General features: G+C 68.9%; 21 protein-coding genes. 10 read left to right on the top strand and 11 right to left on the bottom strand.

All coding sequences use genetic code 11. The annotated features are described in order from the left end of the window. The first annotated feature begins 186 nt into the window (after positions 1-186). The gene (hcp, locus tag A33M_RS13830) at positions 187-1,764 is read left to right on the top strand and encodes a hydroxylamine reductase (RefSeq protein ID WP_008388135.1); all 1,578 of its coding nucleotides are present in this window, start codon (positions 187-189) and stop codon (positions 1,762-1,764) included. A gap of 128 nt (positions 1,765-1,892) precedes the next feature. Here the strand turns inward: hcp and rpmB are convergent, their stop codons facing one another. Then, positions 1,893-2,192, bottom strand: a complete 300-nt coding sequence (gene rpmB / locus A33M_RS13825; RefSeq protein WP_008388134.1) for a 50S ribosomal protein L28 — start codon at positions 2,190-2,192, stop codon at positions 1,893-1,895. 479 nt (positions 2,193-2,671) lie between these two features. Here rpmB and A33M_RS13820 point away from each other — a divergent pair, with 479 nt between their 5' ends. The 6 genes from A33M_RS13820 (at position 2,672) to A33M_RS13795 (ending at position 10,387) form a co-directional block, all read left to right on the top strand. Next, a complete protein-coding gene (locus A33M_RS13820; RefSeq protein ID WP_008388132.1) occupies positions 2,672-3,544 on the top strand; it encodes a DUF3108 domain-containing protein in 873 nt (290 codons plus the stop codon). Between the two features lie 579 nt (positions 3,545-4,123). Then, positions 4,124-7,576, top strand: a complete 3,453-nt coding sequence (locus A33M_RS13815) for a helicase-related protein (protein ID WP_237718380.1) — start codon at positions 4,124-4,126, stop codon at positions 7,574-7,576. 8 nt (positions 7,577-7,584) lie between these two features. Beyond that, positions 7,585-7,995, top strand: coding sequence for an RNA-binding S4 domain-containing protein (locus tag A33M_RS23015; protein WP_008388129.1), 411 nt, complete (start codon positions 7,585-7,587; stop codon positions 7,993-7,995). 211 nt (positions 7,996-8,206) lie between these two features. Continuing rightward, positions 8,207-8,542 carry a ferredoxin FdxA gene (gene fdxA, locus A33M_RS13805; RefSeq protein ID WP_008388128.1) on the top strand — a complete coding sequence of 112 codons (336 nt, stop codon included), beginning with the start codon at positions 8,207-8,209 and terminating at the stop codon, positions 8,540-8,542. A 711-nt stretch (positions 8,543-9,253) separates the two neighbouring features. Beyond that, entirely contained in the window at positions 9,254-9,820 is a 567-nt protein-coding gene (locus tag A33M_RS24665; protein ID WP_040620607.1) for a CarD family transcriptional regulator, read from the top strand. 141 nt (positions 9,821-9,961) lie between these two features. Further along, positions 9,962-10,387, top strand: a complete 426-nt coding sequence (locus A33M_RS13795) for a PACE efflux transporter (protein WP_008388125.1) — start codon at positions 9,962-9,964, stop codon at positions 10,385-10,387. A gap of 18 nt (positions 10,388-10,405) precedes the next feature. On the opposite strand, the gene A33M_RS13790 is transcribed toward A33M_RS13795, so the two are convergent. Both A33M_RS13790 and cobT read right to left on the bottom strand, forming a co-directional pair. Further along, positions 10,406-11,443: an esterase-like activity of phytase family protein gene (locus A33M_RS13790; protein WP_008388124.1), complete on the bottom strand. Its 1,038-nt coding sequence runs from the start codon at positions 11,441-11,443 to the stop codon at positions 10,406-10,408. Between the two features lie 58 nt (positions 11,444-11,501). Continuing rightward, on the bottom strand, positions 11,502-13,403 hold the full coding sequence (cobT, locus tag A33M_RS13785) for a cobaltochelatase subunit CobT (RefSeq protein WP_008388123.1): 1,902 nt from the start codon (positions 13,401-13,403) through the stop codon (positions 11,502-11,504). A 70-nt stretch (positions 13,404-13,473) separates the two neighbouring features. Here cobT and A33M_RS13780 point away from each other — a divergent pair, with 70 nt between their 5' ends. Further along, positions 13,474-13,725: a hypothetical protein gene (locus tag A33M_RS13780; RefSeq protein WP_008388121.1), complete on the top strand. Its 252-nt coding sequence runs from the start codon at positions 13,474-13,476 to the stop codon at positions 13,723-13,725. A 39-nt stretch (positions 13,726-13,764) separates the two neighbouring features. On the opposite strand, the gene cobS is transcribed toward A33M_RS13780, so the two are convergent. Beyond that, positions 13,765-14,751: a cobaltochelatase subunit CobS gene (gene cobS / locus A33M_RS13775; protein ID WP_008388119.1), complete on the bottom strand. Its 987-nt coding sequence runs from the start codon at positions 14,749-14,751 to the stop codon at positions 13,765-13,767. Between the two features lie 310 nt (positions 14,752-15,061). Continuing rightward, positions 15,062-15,682, bottom strand: coding sequence for a J domain-containing protein (locus A33M_RS13770; protein ID WP_040620606.1), 621 nt, complete (start codon positions 15,680-15,682; stop codon positions 15,062-15,064). 126 nt (positions 15,683-15,808) lie between these two features. Here A33M_RS13770 and A33M_RS13765 point away from each other — a divergent pair, with 126 nt between their 5' ends. Both A33M_RS13765 and A33M_RS13760 read left to right on the top strand, forming a co-directional pair. Further along, positions 15,809-16,081 (top strand): BolA family protein, encoded by a 273-nt coding sequence (locus A33M_RS13765; protein ID WP_008388116.1) that lies wholly within the window; start codon positions 15,809-15,811, stop codon positions 16,079-16,081. A 231-nt stretch (positions 16,082-16,312) separates the two neighbouring features. Further along, positions 16,313-17,149, top strand: a complete 837-nt coding sequence (locus tag A33M_RS13760) for an NAD(+)--dinitrogen-reductase ADP-D-ribosyltransferase (RefSeq protein WP_008388114.1) — start codon at positions 16,313-16,315, stop codon at positions 17,147-17,149. Between the two features lie 102 nt (positions 17,150-17,251). On the opposite strand, the gene A33M_RS13755 is transcribed toward A33M_RS13760, so the two are convergent. The 6 genes from A33M_RS13755 to anfD all read right to left on the bottom strand — a co-directional run bounded on the left by A33M_RS13755 (position 17,252) and on the right by anfD (position 22,730). Then, entirely contained in the window at positions 17,252-17,779 is a 528-nt protein-coding gene (locus A33M_RS13755) for a pyridoxamine 5'-phosphate oxidase family protein (RefSeq protein WP_008388112.1), read from the bottom strand. 76 nt (positions 17,780-17,855) lie between these two features. After that, the gene (locus tag A33M_RS13750) at positions 17,856-18,452 is read right to left on the bottom strand and encodes a gamma-glutamylcyclotransferase family protein (RefSeq protein ID WP_008388109.1); all 597 of its coding nucleotides are present in this window, start codon (positions 18,450-18,452) and stop codon (positions 17,856-17,858) included. Beyond that, a complete protein-coding gene (gene anfO, locus A33M_RS13745; RefSeq protein WP_008388106.1) occupies positions 18,449-19,159 on the bottom strand; it encodes a Fe-only nitrogenase accessory protein AnfO in 711 nt (236 codons plus the stop codon). Before anfO ends, A33M_RS13750 begins: the two co-directional genes overlap by 4 nt. Positions 19,160-19,318: 159 nt before the next feature. After that, complete coding sequence (gene anfK / locus A33M_RS13740) at positions 19,319-20,704, bottom strand: Fe-only nitrogenase subunit beta (RefSeq protein ID WP_008388104.1); 1,386 nt, start codon at positions 20,702-20,704, stop codon at positions 19,319-19,321. A 12-nt stretch (positions 20,705-20,716) separates the two neighbouring features. Further along, positions 20,717-21,157: a Fe-only nitrogenase subunit delta gene (gene anfG, locus A33M_RS13735; protein WP_008388102.1), complete on the bottom strand. Its 441-nt coding sequence runs from the start codon at positions 21,155-21,157 to the stop codon at positions 20,717-20,719. 10 nt (positions 21,158-21,167) lie between these two features. Beyond that, the gene (gene anfD, locus A33M_RS13730) at positions 21,168-22,730 is read right to left on the bottom strand and encodes a nitrogenase iron-iron protein, alpha chain (protein ID WP_008388100.1); all 1,563 of its coding nucleotides are present in this window, start codon (positions 22,728-22,730) and stop codon (positions 21,168-21,170) included. Positions 22,731-22,824: the final 94 nt, after the last annotated feature.

Here is a 22,824-nt window from a genome sequence, read left to right as displayed (position 1 = left end):
CGCCTCGATCGGCTCCTGCCGGATCGGCGAAAGCGGCTCCGGCGCAGCCCCGTCGGAGTTCCCAAACGGGCTCTAAGCGATCGCCCGCGACGTTGTTCCCGAACAACGTTCGCAGCGGTCGTCGTTCGTACCGTCCGGTCGTGCGGCCGGCGCTCTCCTCGTCGGCCGGTCCGACTGGAGAGACCGATGTTCTGCTACCAATGTGAACAGACGACCCACGGCACGGGCTGCGTGAAGGTCGGGGTGTGCGGCAAGCCGGCCGACGTCGCCGACCTGCTCGACGATCTCGTCCACGCCGCCAAGCGGCTCGCCGCCGCCTTTGCGGACACGCCCGCCGCGGCACGGCCGGCCTGGCTCGCGCCGATGCTGGAGGACGCGCTGTTCGTCACCGTCACCAACGTCAATTTCGACGCCGACGTGATTTTCGCGCGCATCCGCGAGGTGGTCGCCGCCATCCCGGGCACGACCGCGGCGGAGCGCGACGCCGACCGCGAGACCGTGCTGGCGCGCGCCGCGCGCGACGGCATCGAGGCCCGCAAGGCGCGTCTCGGCGAGGACGTCACCGGCCTGCAGGAATTGCTCCTCTACGGCCTCAAGGGCATCGCCGCCTATGCCCACCACGCCCGCCAGATGGGCCGCACCGATCCCGCCGTCGACTCCTTCATGGTCGAGGCCTTGGCGAAGCTCCATGGCGAGATCGCCGACATCGACGCGCTGCTCGCCCTCGAGCTGCGCTGCGGCGAGGCGACCGTCGCCGTGCTCGCCTGTCTCGACCGGGCGCACACCGACACGTTCGGCGTGCCGCAGCCGACCCCGGTGACGATGGGTCACGTGCCCGGCAAGGCGATCCTGGTGTCGGGCCACGACCTGGTCGACCTGAAAGCCCTGCTCGAGCAGACCGAGGGCACCGGGATCGCCGTCTACACCCACGGCGAGATGCTGCCGGCGCACGGCTATCCGGAGCTGAAGAAGCACGCGCATCTCGTCGGGCATTACGGCGGCGCCTGGATGCGGCAGCAGCGCGAGTTCGCCGATTTCCCCGGCGCCATCCTGATGACCACCAACTGCCTCATGCGGCCGTTCGAGACGTATCGGGGGCGGCTGTTCACCCGCAACCTGGTCGGCTGGCCGGGGATCGGCCACATCGAGGACCGCGACTTCTCCGCCGTGATCGCCGCCGCGCAGGCCGCGCCCGGCTTCACCGACACGGTGCGCAACGGCGAGCATCTGGTCGGCTTCGGCCATCAGGCGGTGCTGGGCGTCGCCGACCAGGTGATCGAGGCGGTCAAGTCCGGCGCCGTCAAGCATTTCGCGCTGATCGGCGGGTGCGACGGCTCGGAGGGCTCGCGCTCCTACTTCACCGATCTCGCCACCGCGATCCCGTCGGACTGGATGATCCTGACGCTCGGCTGCGGCAAGTTCCGGGTGATCGGCCACGATTACGGCACGGTGGCCGGCCTGCCGCGGCTTCTCGACATGGGCCAGTGCAACGACAGCTACTCGGCGGTCAAGGTCGCGCTCGCGCTCGCCGATGCGTTCGGCTGCGGCGTCAACGAGCTTCCGCTGTCGCTGGTGCTGTCGTGGTTCGAGCAGAAGGCGGTGTGCGTGCTGCTCGCGCTGCTGCATCTCGGCGTGAAGAACATCCGCATCGGGCCGTCGCTGCCGGCCTTCGTCACGCCCGCGGTGCTGAAGGTCTTGGTCGACGCCTATGCGCTGAAGCCGGTCGGCGACGTCGAGGCCGACCTCGCCGCGATGGCGGCGTGACCGCACGGCCGGCGGGGCCGCGTCGCGGCGCTCGCCGGCCATCGCCCGAACGCGCGATCAGCCGTCCGGACACGACGAAACGCCCGCCGAAGGGCGGGCGCTCGACCGGTCCGAGCCGGAAAAGGAAATCAGCTCGCGGCGGCGGGGGCGGCGAGCTTCTTGACGATCTGCTTCTTGAGCAGCAGCGCGCGCGGCGACAGATCGGCGTCGCCCGCCTTCATCAGGAACGCGTCCAGGCCGCCACGGTGGTCGACGCTCTTCAGCGCGTTGGCGCAGATGCGCAGCCGCACGCCACGCCCGAGCGCATCGGACTGCAGCGTGACATTGACCAGGTTCGGCAGGAAGCGCCGCTTGGTCTTGATGTTCGAGTGGCTGACCGTGTGGCCGACGAGCGCGCCCTTTCCGGTCAATTCGCATCGTCGCGACATGGGGAACCTCGAGAGAACTGTCTGCCTCGGACATCCGCCGACGCGCGAGTGCGCGGTCGGACCACGAGGAGCTTGAAACGGATCGCGGACGTATAGAGACGCCCGCCGTGGGCGTCAAGCCGCGCGGGACGCGCGGCGGCGCCACGTGTTTTGCACGCCGCGCGGTCCGGGGCAAGCCTTACGTGCGCGGCGGCGGACGATCGGGCGCGCCGGCGCCGCGGTACCGCAAAAGGCTGCCGATTCGTCGCGAGGCGACGGCCGGCCCGCCGCCGGTGGATCGGTTGGGGCGGCCGGGCAGGGCGGTCGGGTAGGGTGGGCGCGCCATGGGCGAGCCCGGCGGCCCTCGCGGCCGGCCGGTCGCGCGCCGGCGACACCATACAAAGGACGTATTCCGCCTCGACACAGACCCTTCACGCAGGTCCTTCGGCCGGTCGCACGACCGGCCGGTCCGGTTCGCCGTTCCGAGGGTTTCGGCCATCGTGGGGGTTTCGGCCATCGTGTCGCTCGACCGTCCCGTCCGCCACGCGCTGGTGCTGCTCTCGGCCGTCCTCGCGCTCGGGGTCGGCAGCCGCGAGGGCTTCGCCCAGGGCAAGCTCGACGCCCGCTACGTCGCGACGCTGGCCGGCGTCCCGATCGGCCGCGGCGCCTGGGTGATCGACATCTCCGACAACGAGTACACCGCGGCCGCCAGCGGCACCACCACCGGCATCGTCCGCCTGTTCGCCAGCGGCCAGGGCTCCAGTGCCTCGCGCGGGCGGGTCCGGCGCGGCAATCTCCAGCCCTCGACCTACGCCTCGAGCCTCGTCTCGGAGCGCAAATCCGAGGAGCTGCGGATCGTGCTGCGCAACGGCACGGTCAAGGACGTCTCGGTCGAGCCGCCGACACCGCCGCAGCCCGAACGCCTGCCGGTCACCGACGCCCACCGGCGCGGCGTCACCGACCCGATGAGCGCGGCGCTGCTCGCCGTGCCCGGCGCCGGTCAGGAGCTCGGCGCGCAGGCGTGCGAGCGCACGCTGTCGATCTTCGACGGCCGCATGCGGTTCGACCTCGAGCTGTCCTACAAGCGCATCGAGACGGTGCAGTCCGAGCGCGGCTATCGCGGCCCGGTGGCGGTGTGCGGCGTGCGCTTCACGCCGATCGCCGGCTACATCCCCGGCCGCCCGGCGATCGCCTATCTCACCCGCCAGCGCGACATCGAGGCGTGGCTCGCGCCGATCGCCGGCACGCGGGTGGTGGTGCCCTACAAGATCGTCATCCCGACGCCGTTCGGCCTCGGCATCCTCGAGGCGACCCAGTTCGTCACCGCGGTCGCGACCGCCCGGCCGACGCCCACCAGCGCGCGCATTCCCTGAGTGCGTTCCCGCGCCCGCGGCGCCCGTTAAGGTTTGCTCTCCGACATGTGCCGCCGCGCGACGCTGCGCGGCCTCCATCTCGGTCTCGCGCCCGGTCGGCGCCCGAGATCTGGAGGAGAACGAATCTCGACTCGGATCGAGTCAGCGATTCGGCCGCGATTCGTTCGAGAGTCGTTCCAGAGGTTTAACGCGAATCCATAGGCCCGCCCGGAGGTGTCGCAATCCGGGACGGATCGGGCCCGCCGGCGGGCGGGGAACCCGCCACCGATGCGGGGCTTGGGTGAGCCGCCGAAAGGGTCTAAGAGAGGGCACGCCGGCGTTCCCCTTACGGTCGAAGCACCGCGCCCCGGGGGAAGGTCGGGTCACCCGCAGGCGGGCGCCGCAATCGCGCCGCCCCGACACGATGGGACCCCGGACATGAGCGTGCCTCGACCTCGATGCGTCGCCCCGACGGCCGTCGGCCGCCGGATCGGCCGCATTTAGCCTCACCGCTTCACACGCCCGGCGATCGTCCCGAACCAGATGCCCATCACGTTCTCGTCTCCTTCCACTCGTGAATCGCGCGCCCGCGGGGCCGGCGTGACGGCCGTGCTCGGCCCGACCAACACCGGCAAGACCCATCTCGCGATCGAGCGGATGCTCGGCCACTCCTCCGGCATCATCGGCCTGCCGCTGCGCCTTTTGGCCCGCGAGGTCTACAACAAGGTGGTCGATCGGGTCGGGCCGGATCAGGTCGCGCTGATCACCGGCGAGGAGAAGATCAAGCCGCAGAATCCGCGCTTCTGGGTGTCGACCGTCGAGGCGATGCCGCGCGATCTCGACGTCGCCTTCGTCGCCGTCGACGAGGTGCAGCTCGGCGCCGACTTCGAGCGCGGCCACGTCTTCACCGACCGCATCCTCAACCGTCGCGGGCGCGAGGAAACCCTGGTGCTCGGCGCCGCGACGGTGCGGCCGATGATCGAGAAGCTGCTGCCCGGCGCCAACGTGATCAGCCGGCCGCGCCTCTCGCAACTCACCTTCGCCGGCGAGAAGAAGCTTTCGCGACAACCACGCCGTACGGCGATCGTCGCCTTCTCGGCGGAGGAGGTCTATGCGATCGCCGAGCTGATCCGTCGCCAGCGCGGCGGCGCCGCCGTCGTGCTCGGCGCACTCAGCCCGCGGACGCGAAACGCTCAGGTCGCGCTCTATCAGTCCGGCGACGTCGACTATCTGGTCGCCACCGATGCGATCGGCATGGGCCTCAATCTCGACGTCGATCACGTCGCCTTCGGCTCCGAGCGAAAATTCGACGGCTATCAGTATCGCCGCCTGACGCCGGCCGAGTTCGGCCAGATCGCCGGCCGGGCGGGCCGCCATTCGCGCGACGGCACCTTCGGCACCACCGGGCGCTGCACGCCGTTCGAGCCGGATCTGGTGCACGCGCTCGAGAGCCATTCGTTCGAGCCGATCAAAGTTCTCCAGTGGCGCAACACCGAGCTCGACTTCTCCTCGCTCGGCGCGCTGCAGGCCTCCCTCGCGACGACCCCGACGCTGCCGGGCCTGACCCGTGCGCCGGTCGCCGAGGACATCTTGGTGCTCGAGCATGCGAGCCGCGACGACGGCGTGCGCGAGCTCGCCCGCGGGCGCGCCGCCATCGAGCGTCTGTGGGAGACCTGTCAGGTCCCGGACTATCGCAAGATCTCGCCTGCCGCGCACGCCGAGCTGGTCGTCACCCTCTTTGGTTTTCTCGCCCGCGAGGGTAGGATACCGACCGACTGGTTCTCCCGGCAGGTCGCGTTGGCCGATCATGCCGAGGGTGGCATCGATACCCTGTCGACCCGTATTGCCCACATCCGGACCTGGACGTTCGTCGCCAACCGTCCGGACTGGCTCAGCGACCCCGAGCACTGGCAAGGCGTGACGCGCGCCATCGAGGACAAGCTCTCCGATGCCTTGCACGAACGGCTGGCCGAACGATTCATCGACCGTCGCACCAGTGTGCTGATGCGACGATTGCGAGAGAACGCGATGTTGGACACAGAGATCACCAAGACGGGCGAGGTCGTGGTCGAAGGCCACGTCATCGGCCGGCTCGACGGCTTCCGCTTCGCGCCCGAGGCGACGACCGGGGGCACCGACACCAAGGCCGTCTCCGCCGTCGCGCAGAAGGCGCTGGCCGGCGAGATCGATGCGCGCGCCTCGCGGCTCGCCCACGCACCCGACAGCCAGTTCGTGCTCGCCTCCGGCGGCCTGGTCCGCTGGATGGGCGAGCCGGTGGCGAAGCTCCTGGCCGGCGACAACATCCTTCGGCCTCGTGTGAAAATTCTCGCCGACGAGCATCTCGCCGGGGCCGCCGCCGAGCACGTGCAGACGCGGCTCGATTTGTGGACCCGAACGCATGTCGAGCGGGTGCTGGCGCCGCTGTTCGTGCTGGGCGCCGCCGACGAGATCTCCGGCATCGCCCGTGGCATCGCCTTCCAGCTGGTCGAGGCGCTCGGCGTGCTCGAGCGGTTCAAGATCGCCGAGGAGCTGAAGAGCCTCGATCAGGCGCAGCGCGCGATGCTGCGCAAGTACGGCGTGCGGTTCGGCGCCTATCACGTGTACGTGCCGGCGCTGCTGAAGCCCGCCCCGCGCGCGCTCGCGGCCGAGCTGTGGGCGCTCAAGCACGGCGACGTCGACACCTCCGGGCTCGACGACCTGCAACGGCTGGCCGCCTCCGGGCGCACCTCGTTCCCGGTCGACAAGGCGGTCTCGCGGATGCTCTACCGCACGATCGGCTATCGGGTGTGCGGCGAGCGCGCGGTGCGCGTCGACATCCTCGAGCGGCTCGCCGATTTGATCCGGCCGGCGCTGTCCTGGCGACCGAACGCTCCGGGCGAAAAGCCGGCGGGCGCCTTCGACGGCTCCGGCTTCACCGTCACCCAGGCGATGACCTCGCTCACCGGCTCGTCCGGCGAAGATTTGGCCTCGATCCTCAAGGCGCTCGGCTATCGCATGGAGCGACGGCCCAAGCCGCCGGAGGCACTCGTGCCGGAGGTTTCGGCTTCCGAGGCTTCGGATTCGGAGACCGCCGAGGCGACCACCGAGGTGGTCACCGCGGCGGCTGCGCCGGCCGAGAGCGGGGGCGAGGCGGCCGAGACCACCGCGGTGGAGACCACGACGGCCGAGACCGCAGCCGAGATAGCGGCCGAGCCTGCCGAGGTTTCGCCGACGGCCGAAGTGTCCGAGGCACTCGTGCCCGAGGCACTCGTGCCAGAGACGCGCGTGTCCGAGGCACCAGTGCCCGAGGCGCCAGTGCTCGAGGCACCGGTGCCCGACCAAACGTCCGCCGAGGAGGCGCCGTCCGTCGCCGAGGCGACAGAGGTGCCGGCCGAGCAGCCGTCCGCCGAAGAGCAGCCCGCCGGCGAGGACGTCGCTGGCCAGGAGGTCGCTGGCCAGCAGGTCGCTGGCGAGGAGGTCGCGGCCGAGCAGGCTGCAGCCGAAGCGGCGCCGGAAGCGTCCTCCGACGAGTCGGCGGCCGCCGAGGCCGAGAAAGCGCCCGAGGAGCCGCAATTCATCGAGATCTGGCGGCCGGGCCGTCCGCACGACGACCGGCGCGGCCAAAAACGGCACCACCGTCCGGGCAAGCGCCCAGGGGCGGGGCCCGCCGCCGCCGCCACTGCGCCGGGCGAGGCCGGGCAGCCGGCCGCCGCCGCGCCGGCGGAGGGGTCCGAGGCTCGTGGCCGCCCGGAGGGCGAGCGCGATCGCAATCGCGATCGTGGCGAGCGCAACGACAACAGGGGCGAGCGGGGCGACCGCGAGCGCGGCGAGAAATTCGGCCGCGGCCGGCCGCGCGGCGACCGTCCGGACCGCCCGGAGCGGGGCCGCTCGGAGGGGGGCGGACGGCGCGAGCGGTTCGACCGGGATCGCGACCGCGATCGTCCGCCGCGCACCTATCAGAGCCGCGACGAGCGCTCCTCGCGCTCCGACAAGGAGCCCGATCCGAACTCGCCGTTCGCCAAGCTGTTGGCTCTGAAGGCCCAGCTCGAGGCCGACGCCAAGGAGCGGCACTAGCCGTACCGGTGCTTTTGGACCGCCAGCGCATCGACAAGTGGCTCTGGCACGCCCGGGTGGTGCGGACCCGCACCGCCGCGGCGGCGCTCGCCGCCGCCGGGCACGTGCGGCTCAACGGCACGCGGATCGACGCGGCGAGCCGGGCGGTGAAGGCGGGCGACGTCGTCACCGTCGCGCTCGACAGCCGGGTGCGGGTGCTCGAGGTGGCGGGCTTCGCCGAGCGGCGCGGCTCGGCGACCGATGCGGCGGCGCTGTTCGTCGAGCACGGCGGCCCGGCCGGCACCGCCGCCGGGGGCTCCGCGTCGGCGCTCCCCGAGGAGGCGGCGCACGGTGTGCGGGAGCGCGGCGCCGGACGCCCCACCAAGCAGGAGCGGCGGGCCATTCTGCGCCTCACCGGCCGCGGCGACGACGAGCAGTGAGGTGCGTCGAAACCGCCGTGGGATCGCACGTTCCCGCTCGGCGCCGCTTGCTTGCCTCCCCCGGTGCAATGCGCTAGAGCCTGCGAAAACGGGGGGAATCGGCGGAGCCTCCGACCGCGCCACGGCGCGGCCGACACACCGCGGGACGATTCTCGAAAGCGCCGGGCGGCGCCCGAAAGCGGTCCGGCATGCGGTGCCTGGAGTTTGTCACATGGCCTATGTCGTCACCGAAAATTGCATCAAGTGCAAGTACATGGACTGCGTCGAGGTGTGTCCGGTGGACTGCTTCTACGAAGGCGAGAACATGCTCGTCATCCACCCCGACGAGTGCATCGACTGCGGCGTGTGCGAGCCGGAGTGCCCGGCCGAGGCGATCAAGCCGGACACCGAGACCGGCCTCGAGCAGTGGCAGGCGCTCAACGCGCAGTACGCCAAGACCTGGCCGAACGTGACGGTGAAGCGCGATACGCTGCCCGACGCCAAGGAGTGGGACGGCAAGAGCGGCAAGCTCGCCCAGTTCTCGCCCAATCCGGGCGCCGGCGACTGATCGAAGGCGGCCTTTTCGGCCCGCGGAAATCTCGCCGAGATCCTGCCGAATTCCCGTCTCGTGCACGCAGAGGGCCCGGTTCCCGTCGTTTCACGGGGGCCGGCCTTCGAATAGTCGAAAAATTAATGTTGGTTGGTATGGTGATGGCCGAAATTGCCGCACCGTACGTGTTTGTTTTTTGCAAGAAATGTGATATATAAGCATCACACATGAGATTCCGCTCCGACGCGCTCCCTCCCGGGAGCCTTATTTTTCGGAGCGTCCCTGAGGAACCGTCAGACGGAGGCGTGCCTTTCCCCGAGAAAGCACGCGAGAGCAGTGGCAAGCAAAACTCGTCACGAATCGTCGACGCCGGAGAAAGGCTCGACAAAGACTTCGGCTGCAAAGACATCCTCGACGACGTCGGCGGCAGTTCGCCGCAAGGCGTCGAAAGCAACGCGCGCTCATGTTCGCGGCGTCGGCGCCCCCGCTGCCGCCTCCACGCCGGCTCGTCCGGCCAAGAAGCCGTCGGCCCGTTCGGCCGAGCCGGCGGTGAGCCCGATCGAGCCGGCAGCGAGCCCGGTGTCGGCGGTCGGTCTCGCCGAGCCCCCGTCCCGACCGGAGAAGCCGACCGCCAAGGCGGCCGTCAAAACTCCGGCCAAGCAACCCGCCGGCCGGGTACGGCCGGACGACCCCGGCTCCTCGCCGGCGGTTCAAGGAGCAGTTCAGGGAATGACCAACAAGAAGACCACCCAGCGGCAAGGCTTCAAGACGAACGAGTTCATCGTGTATCCGGCTCACGGCGTCGGTCAGATCACGGCGATCGAGGAGCAGGAGGTCGCTGGCCACAAGCTCGAGCTGTTCGTCATCAATTTCGTCAAGGACAAGATGACGCTGCGCGTTCCGACCGCGAAGATCGCCGCGGTGGGCATGCGCAAGCTCGCCGAGCCGCCGATCGTCAAGCGCGCGCTCGACACCCTGAAGGGCCGGGCCCGCGTCAAGCGCACCATGTGGTCGCGCCGGGCGCAGGAATACGAGGCCAAGATCAATTCGGGCGACATCGTCTCGATCGCCGAGGTGGTGCGTGATCTCTATCGCTCCGAGAGCCAGCCCGAGCAGTCCTACAGCGAGCGGCAGCTCTACGAGGCGGCGCTCGACCGGCTCGCGCGCGAAATCTCGGCGGTGCAGCGCATCACCGACACCGAGGCGGTGAAGGAAATCGAGGCGTCGCTCGCCAAGGGGCCGAAGCGCGGCCCGAAGGGCGCCGACGACGAGGAGACCGAGGCCGAGGCGGCCTGAAAGCCCCTCGACACGCCTCACCCCCAATGAAAAGAGCGCCGGCCGGTCGCCGGCGCTTTTTTCGTGTGTGATGCTCTTTTCCGTCGTCCCTCGCCTTTGCGGTCGTGACCGCCCGGTCGGCAGCCGTACTCGACGAACCCCATGAAAAATCCCACCGTCCGCCGCATCGTCTATGTCGTGGTCTACGAGCTGATCGCGATTCTCGTGGTGAGCGGCGCGCTCGCCTGGGTCGCCGACCGCCCGGCGCTCGACACCGGCGTGGTGGCGATCGCCTCCTCGGCCATCGCGGTGACCTGGGCGTTTCTGTTCAATCTCGCCTTCGAGCGCTGGGAGGCGACGCGGCGGGTGCGCGGCCGCGGCACGGCGCGCCGGGTGGCGCACGCGGTGCTCTACGAGGGCGGGCTGGTGGCGATGCTGGTGCCGCTGATCGCCTGGCAGCTCGAGGTGAGCCTCGTCGAGGCGTTTCTCTACGACCTCGGGCTGATCGTGTTCTTCACGGTCTACACCTTCGTCTTCACGCTCGCCTTCGACCGCGTGTTCGGCCTGCCCGCCTCGGCGCGCGGGTGAACGGCCGGCGCCTCGCCCTCACTCGTCGATCAGCGTGAACTGCAGCAGCAGCGTGCGCTGGATCACGGAAAAATTGTCGTCGGAGACGAGCGTCAGCACCAGCGCGCCGTACGCGTCGCGATGCACGCCGATCGCCTCCAGATTGTCGATCTCGAAGCCCATGTCGGCAGTGAGCAGAATCTCGCCGTCGACCAGCGCGCCCGGCGCGATGGCGGCGAGCGGGATGCGGCGCAGGCGGCTGGCGACGCCGGTGGTCCAGGTGAAGCGGCGCTCCAGCAGCAGAAGGTCGCCGGTCGGCAGGATGGTGGCGTCGGAGATGTCGAAGTCGTCGCGGCGGCGCACGGCGAAGCTGCCGGGCGTCTTTCCGCCGATCAGGAAGGCGACCACATTGCCGTCGCCGTCCAGCCCGCGCTCCGACAGTGCGATCAGCGTGCCGGCGAGCGGCAGGCCGGGCGGAACGAAGGCGAGCCCTTCGAGCCCCTTGTTGAACGGCAGCTGCCGGACGCCGTTCGGCACCGCGATCGGCACGCCGCGGGCCAGAAGTCCGTCCTGGCCGAGGTCGTAGCGAACGATGCGGTTGACCCGCTCGATGCCGACGAACAGGTGGTCGCCGTCGGCGGTGAGCGATTCCGTGTCGAACCAGCCTCTGGCGTCGAGCGGGCGGCCGTCCGGGCCGCGCATCGTCGCCGTCGTCGCGTCGGCGATGCCGGCGGGGCGGTCGCCGCGATAGACGATGCGGCCGGAAAACCAGGTGCCGCGATCGCTGATCGCGACAAAATGCTCGGCGTCGCGCATCACCAGGCCCGACAGCCCGCCGAAGCGCGGATTTTTCGAGGTGAGCACCAGCCCGCCACGGAAGGCGAGGGGGCCGAACCGCACCCGGTCCGGCGCGCCGGGCTGGAACGAGCCGATCGGCCGGGCCTCGATCACGAGCGGCGTGCCGCCGCCCGGATCTTTATCTTTTTGCGCGATGCCTTCCTGTCCGGCGACGGGGCCGAACACGGGCACCACCGCGAACAGCAAGGCCGCCGCGACGGCGGTCGCTGCCGTCCGCATCGGAAGGCCCGTCCGGCGGAGCGCTCGGTGGGGCGCCTCGGACCCGGTCACCGGCGCGTCACGAAGCGAGCCGGCCGGAGCGCTTGGCGCGGCGGTCCTGCTTCGCCAGGATCTTCTCGTCGAACAGCTCGGCGAGCTTGTCGGTCATCGCGCCGCCCAGCTCCTCGGCGTCGACGATGGTGACCGCTCGGCGATAGTAGCGCGTCACGTCGTGGCCGATGCCGATGGCGATCAGCTCGACCGGCGAGCGGGTCTCGATGTCCTCGATGATGAAGCGCAGGTGGCGCTCGAGATAATTTCCGGAATTGACCGACAGCGTGGAGTCGTCGACCGGCGCACCGTCGGAGATCATCATCAGGATCTTTCGCTGCTCGGGGCGGCCGAGCAGGCGCTTGTGCGCCCAGTCCAGTGCCTCGCCGTCGATGTTTTCCTTGAGCAAGCCCTCGCGCATCATCAGCCCGAGATTCTTTCGCGCGCGACGCCAGGGGGCGTCGGCCGCCTTGTAGACGATGTGGCGCAGATCGTTGAGGCGGCCGGGATGCACCGGCTTGCCCTCGGCGAGCCATTTTTCGCGCGACTGCCCGCCCTTCCAGGCGCGGGTGGTGAAGCCGAGAATCTCCACCTTCACGCCGCACCGCTCGAGCGTGCGGGCGAGGATGTCGGCGCAGGTGGCGGCGACCGTGATCGGACGCCCGCGCATCGAGCCCGAATTGTCGATCAGCAGCGTGACCACCGTGTCGCGGAAATCCGTGTCCTTCTCGGCCTTGAACGAGAGGGGGTGCATCGGGTCGATCACCACGCGGGTCAAGCGGGCGGGGTCGAGCAGGCCTTCCTCGAGGTCGAAGTCCCAGGCGCGGTTCTGCTGCGCCATCAGCCGGCGCTGCAAGCGGTTGGCGAGGCGGGCGACCACGCCCTGCAGATGCGCGAGCTGCTTGTCGAGATAGCCGCGCAGCCGCTCGAGCTCCTCCGGCTCGCACAAATCCTCGGCGCCCAGCATCTCGTCGAACTTGGTGGTGAAGGCGCGATAGTCCGGCCCGCGCGGCTCGTTCGGCCGCTGGCGCGTTCGCCACGGCTCGGAGGCGGCGTCGGGGTCGCCGGATTCGGCGTCGTCCGGCAGCTCGGCGGAGGGCGCGTCGAGCGCTTCCGCCATGCTGTCGGGCTGCTCCTCGGCGGAGGCGTCGGCGTCCTCGACGCTCGCCTGCTCGCTCGATTCCGACTCGCTCGTCTCGCCGCTCTGGTCCTGCTCGTCGCTCTGGCCCTCGTTGGAGGAATCGTCCTCCTCCGGCTCGTCCTCCTGCGAGGAGGCACGCTGGTCGCCCATCTCGAGCGAGTCGAGCAGATCGTGGACGATGTCGCCGAACCGGCGCTGGTCCTCCAGCACGCGGCCGAGCTTGTCGAGGTCGCGCCCGGCCTTGGCCTCGATGAACGGGCGCCACAGCTCGACGATCTTGCGCGCTGGCGGCGGCGGGGCGGCGCCGGTCAAGCGCTCGCGCACGATCATCGCCAACGCGTCCTCGAGCGGCGCGTCGGCGCGGTCGGTGATCTCGTCGTAGCGGCCGCGGTGATAGCGGTCGGTCAGCATGGCGCCGAGATTTTCGGCGACACCGGGCATCCGCCGCGCGCCGATCGCCTCGACGCGGGCCTGCTCGACCGCCTCGAACACCGCGCGGGCCTGCTGGTTCGCCGGCATCAGCTTGCGGTGCACGGTGCCGTCGTGACAGGCCATGCGCAGCGCCATCGAGTCCGAATGGCCGCGCACGATCGCCGCGTCCGCGCGCGAGATCTTGCGGGGCGGCTCGGGGAGCCGCGCCTTGCTGCCGGTGACGCCCGGCCGGTCGGAGGCGAACACCACCTCGAGGTCGCCCTTGCGGGCGATCGCCCGCAGGCAGATCGTCACCGCCCGCTTGAAGGGCTCGTTCGGGGCGTCCTTGCCGCTTCTCGGCTTGCTGTTCGATGCCATGGGTGATCCACGACCTTTACTTGCCCGCACCGCGGGCTCATCTTTCTACCGGAACGCGCGAGACCGAGCCATGGCCGACCCGGAAAACCACACTCTGTACGTGCTGCGCGACATTCGCGCGATGATCGAAGCGCTGGACCGAAAGATCGATCGGAACCAGGAACAGACGAACCAGCGGTTCGACGACGTCACCGAGCGCATCGAAAAGCTCCGCAAGCTCGCCTTCGGGGAGAGCGTGCTGGGCCGCTACGCCGCCGCCGAGGTGGAGGAGAGGCTCGGCGCGATCGAGCAGCGCCTCTCCGCCCTCGAGGGGCACGACTGAGCCACCCGGTCCGCTCGCCACCCGTCCGCTCGCCGCAGGTCAGCTCAGCGCGATGTTGACGGCCGACTCCGGCAGCTCCTGGCCGAAGCAGCGCTGGTAGAACTCGGCCACCAGCGGGCGCTCCAGCTCGTCGCACTTGTTGAGGAACGTCACCCGGAAGGCGAAGCCGATATCCTTGAAGATGTCGGCGTTCTCCGCCCAGGTGATCACCGTGCGCGGGCTCATGACGGTGGACAGGTCGCCGTTCATGAAGGCGTTGCGGGTGAGGTCGGCGACCCGCACCATCTTGCCGACGATGTCGCGGCCCTTCTCGTTGCGATAGTGCTTCGCCTTGGCGAGCACGATCTCCACCTCGTTGTCGTGCGGCAGATAGTTCAGCGTCGAGACGATCGACCAGCGGTCCATCTGGCCCTGATTGATCTGCTGGGTGCCGTGATAGAGGCCGGAGGTGTCGCCGAGGCCGACCGTGTTGGCGGTGGCGAACAGGCGGAACGCCGGGTGCGGCTTGATCACCTTGTTCTGGTCGAGCAGCGTCAGCCGGCCCGACACCTCGAGCACGCGCTGGATCACGAACATCACGTCGGGGCGGCCGGCGTCGTACTCGTCGAAGCACAGCGCGACGTTGTGCTGCAGCGCCCACGGCAGAATGCCGTCGCGGAACTCGGTGACCTGCTGGCCCTCGTGAATCACGATCGCATCCTTGCCGATCAGGTCGATGCGGCTGATGTGGCTGTCGAGATTGACGCGGATGCAGGGCCAGTTGAGGCGGGCCGCCACCTGCTCGATATGGGTCGACTTTCCGGTGCCGTGATAGCCGGTGATCATCACGCGCCGGTTGCGCGAGAAGCCGGCGAGAATGGCGAGGGTGGTCGGGCGGTCGAACCGGTAGTCGGAATCGATCTCCGGAACGTGCTCGTCGGGCTCGGAATAGGCCGGCACCTCGAGGTCGACGTCGATCCCGAACACCTGTCGCACCGACACGGTCATGTCGGGCAGCCCGGCCACGGCTTCAGTGGTGGCAGTCATCTCTCCTCCTGCCCCGGGCTCGCCGGGGACGATCGGCTCGAAGCGCGCGAAACGCCTCGCAAGCTAGCAGACCGGCCGGCCGGCACGGAAGGTGCTCGGTGCGGGCCGCCTCGGCAGACCGGTACGAATGATCGGAAGCCTGCCGGAATATGGGGAGGGCGACGCCGCTTGTCACCGTTCAGTGAACGCGGGGCACCCTTGTGTCTCAACCTTTTGTCGCTCGCCCGGTTCACCGGTCCCGAACCACGTCGAGAGGCCGCGAGCGGCGACGGCCGGACGGAGCACGACGGGAACCGGACCGCACGCCGGATCAGGCGAGGCCGGTGGACTTGAGGTAGGTATAGGCTTCGATGATCTCGCGCAGCTTGTCCTCGGCGCCGCGGTCGCCGCCGTTGAGGTCCGGGTGGTGGCGCTTCACCAGTTCCTTGAAGCGGCCCTTGATCTCGGCGCGCCCGACGCCGGCGTCGAGGCCGAGCGACTGCAGCGCCTTGCGCTCGGCATTGCGCACGGTGCGGCGCTCCTGCTCGGCGCGGCTCTCGGGGTGCGGGCCGGCGGCGCCGCCGATCTCGCGATAGACGTCGAACGGGTCGTCCGGGCCGTCGCCGAACACCCGCTCGTGCAAGCGCTTCATGCGCGGCGGCCCGGCCATGCCGAGCTTCCAGGTCGGCCGGTGGCCGGTCAGCGCGTCCTTCTGAAAGGACGCCACCGCAGCGTCGCTCATGCCGGCGAAGTAGTCGTAGGACTGGTTGTACTGGCGGACGTGCTCGAGGCAGAATCGCCAGTACTCGCGCGCCTGGGTCCGACCCTTGGGGGCGCGATGGGTGGCGACCGCGCAGCAGCCCGGCCACTCGCAGACCGGTCCCTCGGCGGGACGGCGGTCGCGATCGGGCTTGACGCGAATGCGGTCGAATAAGGGTGAGTCGAACTTCATCACGGCCCATTATGGACGTCGTCGGGGACCCTGCAAGAATTGACAGGGGGCGACCGATGTGCTGCCGGCCGGTTCGAACCGGACCGCTCGGTTTCGGGGAATAGCCTCTCCTACATAGGATGCGCCATGGGTGTTCGCGACAGGATGACGGAAAAGCTCCAGGCGGCGTTCGCGCCGGCTCGCCTCGAGGTGATCGACGAGTCCGCACGGCATGCCGGCCATGCGGGTGCGCGGCCGGAAGGCGAGACCCATTTTCGGGTGCGCATCGTTGCCGAAGCGTTTCGCGGAACGTCGCGGATCGAGCGCCACCGCATGATCAACGCGGCGCTGGCCGACGAGATCGCCGGCGGCGTGCACGCGCTGGCGATCGAGGCCGGGGTGCCCGAGGCGGGGGGCTGACGAGAGGCGGGAGCAGGGAAGCGAGGAGGGGACGCGACACGGCACTCCGGAAGGCGCGGCGGCGGCGCTTCGTCGGGCCGCCGCCGGGCTTGTCACAGGGTCGTGCCCATGTATACCGTCCGATACGGCTCGGCGGCCCGAGCGACGGTGGCCGCTCGGTCGGCGGCCGGTCGGCGCCCGGGGAACGCCGGCTCGCGCGATTGCCGAGGCGCCGAAGCAGGTCCGATCCCGATGACCGTGTCGTTCGATCAGCCGCGGACCGAGGATCCCGAGCACTGGTACTGCGCCAACATGGTCGGCGTGCCGGTGCCGCTGCTCGGCTCCACCACCTTCAACCGCTGCCTGCGGCGGGTCACCATCCACGGCACCCGCGAAACCCATCCCGGGCTGTTTCGCCTGCTCGCCCGATGCGGCACGCAGGCCGAGGCGGCCGAGGTGTTCGCCCACTACATGGAGCTGGAGTTCGGCCTCGGCCCGCCGCCCGAGGACGCAGCCGTGGGCCGGCGACGCGGCGCGACCAGCTATGTCGAGTTGCTGCGCGGCTGGGGCGTCGATTCCAACAGCGCCAAGGCGGCGGTGCTGAAGGGGTGGGTCGAGAGCCGGTTCGGGCTGGTGCCGGTGTTTCACAAGGAGCGCCTCGGCCTGTTTCCCTCCCCCGGCTGGATCGCCTATCTCGCCGAGAAGACCGACCCGCGCTTCCACGACAACTGCATCCATCAGCAGTTCGATCTCGTCTACGAGTTCTGCCAGTGGAGCATCCGCCGCTTCAAGGCGCCGGGGCCGCGCTTCGTGCGCCTGTGGCGCGGCACCAACAATGTCGAGGAGCAGCTGGTCGAGGGCGACGCCCGCACCCGGCACTGCATCGTCCGGCTGAACAATCTGGTGTCGTTCAGCGCCTCCAAGGAGCGGGCCGACGAGTTCGGCGACTGGGTGCTGGAGACCGAGGTGCCGACCGTGAAGCTCCTGTTCTTCCCCGGCCTGCTCGCCGGCACCGTGCTCGACCACGAGGGTGAGTATCTGGTGATCGGCGGCCGCTACAAGGTGCGCGCCCATCACGGCTGGTTCTGATGTCGCCGCGGTCCGTGGGCTCGCGGCGTCCGACCTCGTGGTGAGCAGCGCTCGAGGAGCGCGTCTCCAACCACGAGACCGCGACTTACGCCGGGGCGTCGGTCACTCCTCCTCGACGGTCTCCTCCGGCCGCGGCTCGCCGATCCCGTAGGATTTTCCCTTGATGCCGTCGATGTCGATCCGCACCACCGTGGTGATGGACAGCTTGCCCTTCGGATAGTCGAACCGCGTGTCGGTGAACTTCTTCACGATCAGGTCGAGCGCCCGGACCTTCTCGGCCTCGTCGGTGACGAAGCTCGCCCGGCCGAAGCCGATCACCGTGCGGTGCCGCGCCTCGAAGTCGCACGGCTCCTCGGCGACCACCACCCCCTGGTCGACCGAGATCTCGAAGCAGACCCGATTGTTCTCCTTCAGGATCGCGATCTTCGTGCCGGCGCTCGCCGAGTGGAAATAGAGCGAGGTGCCGTCGTATCCGTAGAACACCGGCACCAGGAACGGCACGTCGTTGCTCGCGAGCGCGAGATGCATCACCCGGTCGGCGCCGACGATCGCGTCGATCTCGGCGCGGTCGGTGATCTCGCGGCTCCTGCGCCGCATCGGGCGGGACGGGATGTCGGCAAGGCTCGTCATCGAAACACTCCTGAAAAATGCGCACCCGCCGGAACGGCCGCGCGTCGGCCGCTCGTGAGGGGCATAGCCGGCGAAATCAGCACTGGCACGTGTGCTCGGGCGCGAGAAACACGTCGTCGCGCGCGCCCATCGGCACCGGATAGCGGGCCGGCCGCGACGGCATCGCCGCGAGCGCCGCGACCCGCTCGGCCGGCAGGTGTCGCGCCCGCGCGCCCTCGGCGATGAAGGCGAGATACTCGGCGCTCGGAAGCTCGGGCTCGCCCATCACGGCCTTGCGATAGAACAGCGCGTGGTGGGTGGCGCCGTCCTCGCCGATCACCTCGACCGGGTAATGAAAATAGCTGCCGCCACCGTCCAGCTTGACGCCCTGCCAGGCGTCGAGCCGGTCGAGATCGGTCGCGGTCAGCGCATAGACGACGCCCCAGGTCTCGGCTCCCGCCTGCGGCACCAGGGTCTCGAGCGCGCTGTCCCACACCTCCGAATGGCCGAAGAAGCCGAGCGCCCAGCCGGGCAGGCGGGCGACCGCGACCACCGCCGGCCGGCTGCGGCGCACCGCGATCTGCGACGGATTCATCGTCGCCCCATAGGCGAACAAGAGCGTGGTCGGACGCGACCGTCCGCCCTTCGGCCGCGCGGTCGGCGAGGGTGTGCGGAGAGGGATGCGGTGGATCATGGGACGGCCTGCTGTCTGTGGACGACGAGGGTGGTGAAGGTGTCACCCGGGCGGGCCGGCGGCTCGACCTCGGCGACCATGTTCAGCGCGCGGACGGCGCGCGCCAGCCAGCGCGGGACCTCGTCGCACACGACGTCGAGGCGGCGGAACGGCGTGCCGGTGAGAAACGGAATCAGAATGTCCCACGCATTGACATCGGGCGCGGTCGCGAGCAGCGCGACGAGGTCGAGCCGATAATGCCCGCTGCCGGGCGCGCCGACCGGCTCCGGGCCGGTCCTCTCGGCGCCGCTGTCGACGCCGTCGAGATGGTGGCGCCGGTGCCGGCCGCGCTCCCGCTCGTGCTTGCGCGCCGCGCGCTGCTCCGCCGCCTCCTGCTGATCACGTTCGTTCTCCCGGCGCGCCACGATGTCGAGCTGGGCGAACAACGAGCCGTGCGATTGCCACGTTCGAATGCCCATCTCCTGCAGGATCGAGTTGACCACACCGCGCACGTCCCGCGAGAGAAACACCCGGCAGTCCTCGAACTCCGCGACCGCGGCGGCGAGCGACGCGTGGATCGCGGCGAGATCACGCGCGTCGCCGACGGCGAAGCGGATCGTCTTGTGCACCGTCCAGGTGGCGCCGCTCTGCGCGAACACCAGGATGGCGCCGGGTTGCGAGATTTTCGCGACCTCGCCTTCGGCATCGACATGGACGGCGATCTTCATGCGGGCCTCCGGCCCTGCGAGTTTTCGTGACGAGCAATGCGCTGGTACGAGTGGGACCGGCGGCGGCTCACCACCTCCGCCGCCGGCCGTTCGTGGTCCTCGTCGTCGTCCGCGGGAACGAGCCGCGCGCGCGAAACGGCGCCGGGACCACGCCCGCGATCACCACACGTTCAGGATCCACTCCTTGTTCTTCTTGTATTCCATGTCGGTGAAGATCACGTTCGCCATCTGCTCGGCGAGCCAGGTGGCGCCCGCGTAACCGACCACCGGATGGCGATACATGCCGGCGCGGTCGTAGGTGGGAAAGCCCACCCGCAGCATCGGGATGTTGTTGTCGATCGCCACGAACCGCCCCTTCGAATGGCCGAGAATCAGATCGAGCTCGAGCCCGTTCTTGATGCGGTCCTCCAGCTCGAACAGGTCGGCATTGGTGACGATCTCCATCGGGTAGTCGACGTTCTCCTTCAGTGCGGCGATGCGCGGATCGTCGGCATAGCCGGCGTTCTCGTCGCCGAGCAGCAGGAGCTTCGGCTTCATCTCGAGATCGAGGCAGAACTCCGCGAGGCCGATCACCAGATCGGGGTTGCCGTAGATCGCCACCCGCTTGTCGGCGAGGAACATGTGGGCGAGGTCGGTGATCGCATCGATCGCGATGCCGCGCTCGCGCACCAGCGATTCCGGGATCGGCTTGCCGGTCATCTCCTTCACATTGCGCAGGAAGGTGTCTGTGTTGCGGATGCCGATCGGCGTCGGCCCGATGATCGCCGGAACGTCCCACCGCGTCTGCAGCCACTTGGCCGCCTGCCCGCCTTCGTAGCGGTTGAGCGCGATGGTGCCCTGCGCGTCCGCGGTTCCGACCAAATCCTGGATGGTGGTCGAGCCGTGCGACACCGCGCTCTTGTCCGGCATCAGCGGACTGTCGAAGCTCTCGATCTCGAACAGCACCGTGGCATCGACCTGCATCTCGGCGAGCAGGTGCTTGAGCTCCTTCACGTCGCCGGGATTGACCCAGCCGGTGATCAGATTGAGCTTGAAGCTCGGCTTGTCCTTCTTGGAGAAGTATTTCACGAAGTCGCGCACGGCGACATCGTAGCCGGTCACCATGCTGCCGACGAAGCTCGGCGTGTGGATCGGGATCAGATGCACCTCGCGATCCGGATACTTCACCGAGAGCAGCTCGTCCTGCAGCTTGGTGACGACGCCGTCGACGTCGTCGCCGATCACCTCGGTCGAGCAGGTGGTGATGATCGGCACCACCTTGACGTTGGGGTAGCGCATCAGGAGCACGTCGACGGCTTCCTCGACGCGGTCGAGCGCGCCGAACACGGCGCCGTCCTCGTGCACCGAGGAGGAGGCGATCTCGAAGCTCTCCTTCAGGTGCTGCGAGATCAGGAGCCGCACGAACATCACGCAGCCCTGGCCGCCATGGACGATGCCGATACAGTCCTCGATGCCGATCGAGGCGTACTGCGCGCCGCACGGCTGGCAGGTGAAGATCGGATTGATCGTGCCGATCCGGTCCTTCGGCTTGAGTTCACAGTTCATGACATGATCCGATCAGTAGTGCTGGTCGGTCAGCTCTTCGTTGAGCGACCCGGTGACGGTGAGATACTCGATGCGGGCGTGCAGTGCCGTCACGAGCGACTTGATCTCGTCCTTCGACATGTCCGCGAGCCACGGGCAGATTTTTCGGTAGTTCCGCGCGAGCGTCACCGCGTCGACCCAGTAGACCTTCTCGTCGGGTGTTTGCGGCGTGTAGGGCTCGTCACAGAGCAGCGTCGCGGTGATCGAGAGAATTCCGGCGTTCTGGCGCGTGCGGTCCCAGGCGCGCGAATGGAACTGCCACAGGCAGTATTTCATGATCCAGTCGACCATCACGTCGACTCTGTCGCGCGTCACGTCGTCGAGCGCCTCCCAGGCGGCGAGGGCGGCGTCGGCCGCCGCCGCATCGTTCGGAAAAGGGTGGTCTGACACCACCGAGTGGGTGATCTTGGTCATGCGGGCCTCGTCACTCGGCGGCTGCGGCCATCGGGGTGAAGTAGGGCGGGTTCTTCTTGCGCAGCGCGGCGATCGGGTCGTACGTGCCGGTGTATTCGCGCAGCCGTGTCGAGGTGCGGATCTCCTCGGCGAGCGTGCGGTCCGACAGCAGGCGCTGCGTGAGAAAGCCGCGGTCGGTCGCGATCTCGTCCTTGGAGATGTCGACCAGCGCGAGCTGATGGATCGGCGAGTAGATCGCGTTGTAGATGTCGCGGGCGAACCGCACCCAGCCTTCCCAGCCCTTCCACGGGCCGTTGTGATAAGCATGCGCGTTGAGGTACGGCACGCCGATCTTCTTGGCCACCTCGCCGGGTCGCTTGCCGGTGAAGATCACGTCGGGCTTCAGCCGCTCCATCGCCTCGAGCCCTTCGAGCTCGTTCGGATCGTCAATCGCCAGCGCGTCCTCGCCGCAGCGCGCGATGCCCTTCTCCATGTCGCCCTGGTGGCCGAATTTCGTGTAGACCGAGACGACCTTGACGCCCATCTCCTCCTCGATCGCGTGCGCCCAGTGCCACAGCTTCGAGCCGCCCGGCCACAGGCACACCTTCTTGCCCTTCAGTCGCTCCTTGTACCAGTCGAGCTCGGGCTTCCAGCGCGCGGTCTCCTCGGCGATGATCGCCTCGGCGCGGTCCTCGATGCCGAAGAACATGCCGATCTTGCGCAGCGACTGCGCCAGCGGCTCGAAGCCGAAGCCATCGATGTCGAGCCGCGGAATGCCGTAGCGGGCGCGCAGCTCGTTGCAGATGTATTCGGCCGAGCGGGCGCATTCGAGCACGTTGAGATGCGCGCGGTGCATCGCCCGCAGGCCATCATAGGTGCCGTTGCCGGTGAAAGTCGACAGCACCTGGATGCCCATGCGGGTGAAGTAGTCGAGCATCACCTCCTGGTCGCCCTGGATGTTGTACTCGCCGACATAGTTGATCACGTAGTCCGAAGTGATCTCCGGCTCGACGGTGCCGACCTTGTCGTTGATCCAGGCGATGTTGATCTTGTGGTGCCCGCCGGACTGCGACGGGCCGCCGAAACCCGGCGAGTTGCAGACGAAGATGTCGACGTCCGGCATCTCGTCCATCACCTCCTGCGCGACGGCATTGATGTCGTCACCGATCAGCGCGGTGGCGCAGGTCTGGTAGATCGTCATGCGCTTGATGTCGGGGCACGCCTTGAACGCCTCGATGATGTTCTGCTTGAGCATGGCCTCGGCGCCGAACACGATGTGCTTCTCGCGCACGTCGGTCGCAAAGGTGTATTTGAGCTGAAAATTGTTGTTGTCGGAGATGTAGCGCTTGGTCTGCCAGGTGTCGTAGGTGCAGCCCACGGGACCGTGACTCATGTGAATCACGTCCTTCATCGGCGTGCCGATGACGTGCTTGGCGCCGCAATAGGCGCAGCCGCGCTCCGAGATCGAGCCCGGGATGGTGTTGAGATAGCCGAGCGGCAGGGCGGTCGTCAGATTGTCGCCCGCGCCCTTGACGACGGCGTGCTTCTGCCGTTCGGGAAGGCACTTCGAGCAGTCGAACTCGTGATAAGGCATGGCTGGTTTCCTGTGGGCGTTCCGGTTCTCGTGCGGGACCGGGATCCTCTCGACCGGTCGTTCCGGATCGCCGACCTGTAGCCGGCTTCCGGAA

It is taken from the genome of Rhodovulum sp. PH10 (genome assembly GCF_000293785.1).
Lineage (GTDB): Bacteria > Pseudomonadota > Alphaproteobacteria > Rhizobiales > Xanthobacteraceae > Rhodoplanes.
Note: the sequence above shows the minus strand (reverse complement) of the source record. Positions and strands in the feature narration are given on the sequence as shown.